Source organism: Ideonella sp. P3_A4 (assembly GCF_056403075.1).
Genome location: NZ_JBFUGE010000636.1, coordinates 1 through 3,300, shown reverse-complemented (window position 1 = coordinate 3,300; position 3,300 = coordinate 1). Strand labels below are relative to the sequence as shown.

The following is a 3,300-nucleotide window of genomic DNA, read 5'->3' as shown; positions in this document are numbered from 1 at the left end:
AGGCAAACTCGTCGCGGAAGTGCTTGAGCATGCCGCGCACCGGCATCGCCGCTGCGTCGCCCAGCGCGCAGATCGTGCGGCCCATGATGTTCTCGGCGACGTTGTCGAGCAGGGTCAGGTCATCAGCGCGGCCTTCGCCGTGTTCGATGCGGTTGACCACGCGCCACAGCCAGCCGGTGCCTTCGCGGCACGGCGTGCACTGGCCGCAGSATTCGTGCATGTAGAAGTACGACAGACGTAGCAGGCTGTTCACCATGCAGCGGGTGTCGTCCATCACGATGACSGCGCCCGAGCCSAGCATCGAGCCAGCCTTGGCGATGGAGTCATAGTCCATCGTGCAGTCCATCATCGTGTGGGCCGGCAGTACCGGGGCGGACGAGCCACCAGGGATCACGGCCTTCAGCTTCTTGCCGCCCTTCACGCCACCGGCGAGCTCGAGCAGCTTCGAGAACGGTGTGCCCATCGGGATCTCGTAATTGCCCGGGCGTTCGACGTCACCGACCATCGAGAAGATCTTGGTGCCGCCGTTGTTCGGCTTGCCGCAGTCGAGGTAGGCCTGGCCGCCGTTGCGGATGATCCAGGGCACCGCCGCGAAGGTCTCGGTGTTGTTGATCGTGGTCGGCTTGCCGTACAGGCCAAAGCTCGCCGGGAACGGCGGCTTGAAGCGGGGCTGGCCCTTCTTGCCTTCGAGCGACTCGAGCAGCGCTGTTTCCTCGCCGCAGATGTAGGCGCCGAAACCGTGGAAGGCATGCAGCTGGAAGCTGAAGTTGCTGCCCAGGATCTTGTTGCCCAGCAACCCGGCAGCGCGGGCTTCTTCGAGCGCCGCTTCGAAGCGCTCGTAGGTGCCGAAGATTTCGCCGTGGATGTAGTTGTAGCCCACCGAGATGCCCATCGCGTAGGCGGCGATGGCCATGCCTTCGATGACGATGTGCGGGTTGAACTGCAGGATGTCGCGGTCCTTGCAGGTGCCCGGCTCGCCTTCGTCTGAGTTGCAGACGAGGTACTTCTGGCCCGGGAAGGCGCGCGGCATGAAGCTCCACTTCAGGCCGGTCGGGAAGCCCGCACCGCCTCGGCCACGCAGGCCGGAGCCTTTGACCTCGGCAATCACTTGCTCGGGCGTCATCGGCTCGCCGCCGTCTAGGCCCAGCACCTTGCGCAGGGCCTGGTAGCCGCCGCGGGCCTGGTAATCGGCCAGACGCCAGTTCTTGCCGGTCAGGCCGGCGTAGATCTGGGCGCCGATGTGGCGATCGTGGAAACAGGTTTCGAGGCCACTGGCCTGGAAGCGCGAGAGATCGAGAGCCATGGCGTCAGGCGGCCTTTCCTTCGTCGGCGCGGATCATCGCGACCAACTCGTCCAGCTTGTCGGGCTGCATGTAGCTCAACATCTGACGGTCATTGAGCAGCATCACCGGCGCATCCGCGCAGGCACCCAGGCACTCGCACTTGGCGACGGTGAACAGGCCATCGGCCGTCGTGCCACCGTCTTCGACACCCAGCTTGCTGCACAGGTGCTCGAGTGCCGTCTGCCCATTGCGCAACTGGCACGGCAGGTTGGTGCAGACGTTCAGCTTGTACTTGCCGACCGGCTGCTGGTTGTACATGTTGTAGAACGTGGTGACCTCGTGCACGGCGATCGGCGCCATGCCCAGGTACGCGGCGATCTCGGCCTCGGCTGCCATCGACACCCAGCCTTGTTCCTGCTGGACGATCGACAGGCAGGCCATCACGGCCGACTGCTTCTGCTCGGCGGGGTACTTGGCGACTTCCTTCGCGAAACGCTCCAGCGTCGCTGCTGGCAGTGGCGTCGCGGGCGCCTTGGTGGGTTCACTCAAGCTCATCGATCGATCTCGCCAAACACGATGTCCATGGTGCCGATGACCGCGACGGCGTCGGCGATCATGTGGCCGCGCGCCATTTCGTCAAGCGCCGCCAGGTGTGCGAAGCCGGGGGCGCGGATCTTCAGGCGGTACGGCTTGTTCGCGCCGTCGCTGACCAGGTAGATGCCGAACTCGCCCTTCGGGTGCTCCACCGCCGCGTAGGCCTCGCCTTCGGGCACGTGGAAGCCTTCGGTGAAGAGCTTGAAGTGGTGGATCAGCTCTTCCATGCTGGACTTCATGTCCACGCGCGAAGGCGGCGCCACCTTGTGGTTGTCGGTGATGACCGGGCCGGGATTCTTGCGCAGCCAGTCCACGCACTGCTTGATGATGCGGTTGGACTGGCGCAGCTCTTCAGTGCGGACCAGGTAACGGTCGTAGGTGTCGCCGTTCACGCCGACGGGCACGTCGAAGTCCATCTTGGCGTAGACCTCGTAGGGCTGCGTCTTGCGCAAGTCCCAGGCGATGCCAGAGCCACGCAGCATCGGGCCGCTGAAGCCCAGGTTCATCGCGCGCTCGGGCGACACGACGCCGATGCCAACCGTGCGCTGCTTCCAGATGCGGTTGTCGGTCAGCAGCGTTTCGTAGTCGTCGACGTTCTTAGGGAAGCGCGTACAGAAGTCGTCGATGAAGTCGAGCAGCGAGCCCTGGCGGTTCTCGTTGAGCCTCTTGATTGCCCGCTCGTTCTTGATCTTGCTGACCTGGTACTGCGGCATCGCATCCGGCAGGTCGCGGTAGACACCACCCGGGCGATAGTAGGCCGCGTGCATGCGAGCACCCGACACCGCCTCGTACATGTCGAACAGATCTTCCCGCTCGCGGAAGCAGTAGATCAGGACGTTCATCGCCCCGCAGTCGAGGCCGTGCGCGCCAAGCCACATCAGGTGGTTCAGCAACCGCGTGATCTCGTCGAACATCACGCGGATGTACTGCGCGCGCAGCGGCACGTCRATGCCCAGCAGCTTCTCGATTGCCAGGCAGTAGGCATGCTCGTTGGACATCATCGACACGTAGTCGAGGCGGTCCATGTAGGGCAGCGACTGGATGAAGGTCTTGCTCTCGGCCAGCTTTTCGGTCGCGCGGTGCAGCAGGCCGATGTGCGGATCGGCGCGCTGGATGACCTCGCCATCGAGCTCGAGCACCAGGCGCAGCACGCCGTGCGCAGCCGGATGTTGAGGACCGAAGTTCAGCGTGTAGTTCTTGATCTCTGCCATATCAGTGCAGGCCGCCGTAGTTGTCTTCGCGGATCACGCGCGGCGTGACCTCGCGCGGCTCGATGGTCACCGGCTGGTAGATGACGCGGCGCGTCTCGGCGTCGTAACGCATCTCGACGTGGCCCGAGACCGGGAAGTCCTTGCGCATCGGATGGCCGATGAAGCCATAGTCGGTCAGGATGCGGCGCAGGTCCGCATGACCTTCGAAGATG

4 protein-coding genes are annotated in these 3,300 nt (G+C 64.3%); all 4 read right to left on the bottom strand.

Going from position 1 to position 3,300, the window contains the following annotated elements:
• Positions 1–1,303, bottom strand: a 1,303-nt coding sequence (gene nuoF / locus AC1DYI_RS30300) for an NADH-quinone oxidoreductase subunit NuoF (RefSeq protein WP_477207828.1), incomplete at its 3' end; no start/stop codon positions are given.
• A 4-nt stretch (positions 1,304–1,307) separates the two neighbouring features.
• A complete protein-coding gene (locus AC1DYI_RS30295; protein ID WP_477207827.1) occupies positions 1,308–1,838 on the bottom strand; it encodes an NADH-quinone oxidoreductase subunit NuoE family protein in 531 nt (176 codons plus the stop codon).
• Entirely contained in the window at positions 1,835–3,088 is a 1,254-nt protein-coding gene (locus AC1DYI_RS30290; RefSeq protein ID WP_477207826.1) for an NADH-quinone oxidoreductase subunit D, read from the bottom strand. Before AC1DYI_RS30290 ends, AC1DYI_RS30295 begins: the two co-directional genes overlap by 4 nt.
• Position 3,089: 1 nt before the next feature.
• Positions 3,090–3,300, bottom strand: a 211-nt coding sequence (locus AC1DYI_RS30285) for an NADH-quinone oxidoreductase subunit C (RefSeq protein WP_477207825.1), incomplete at its 5' end; no start/stop codon positions are given.

Excerpts from the sequence above, each read along its gene's own strand:
- AC1DYI_RS30295 (WP_477207827.1), bottom strand. The coding sequence starts at position 1,838 with ATGAGCTTGAGTGAACCCACCAAGGCGCCCGCGACGCCACTGCCAGCA.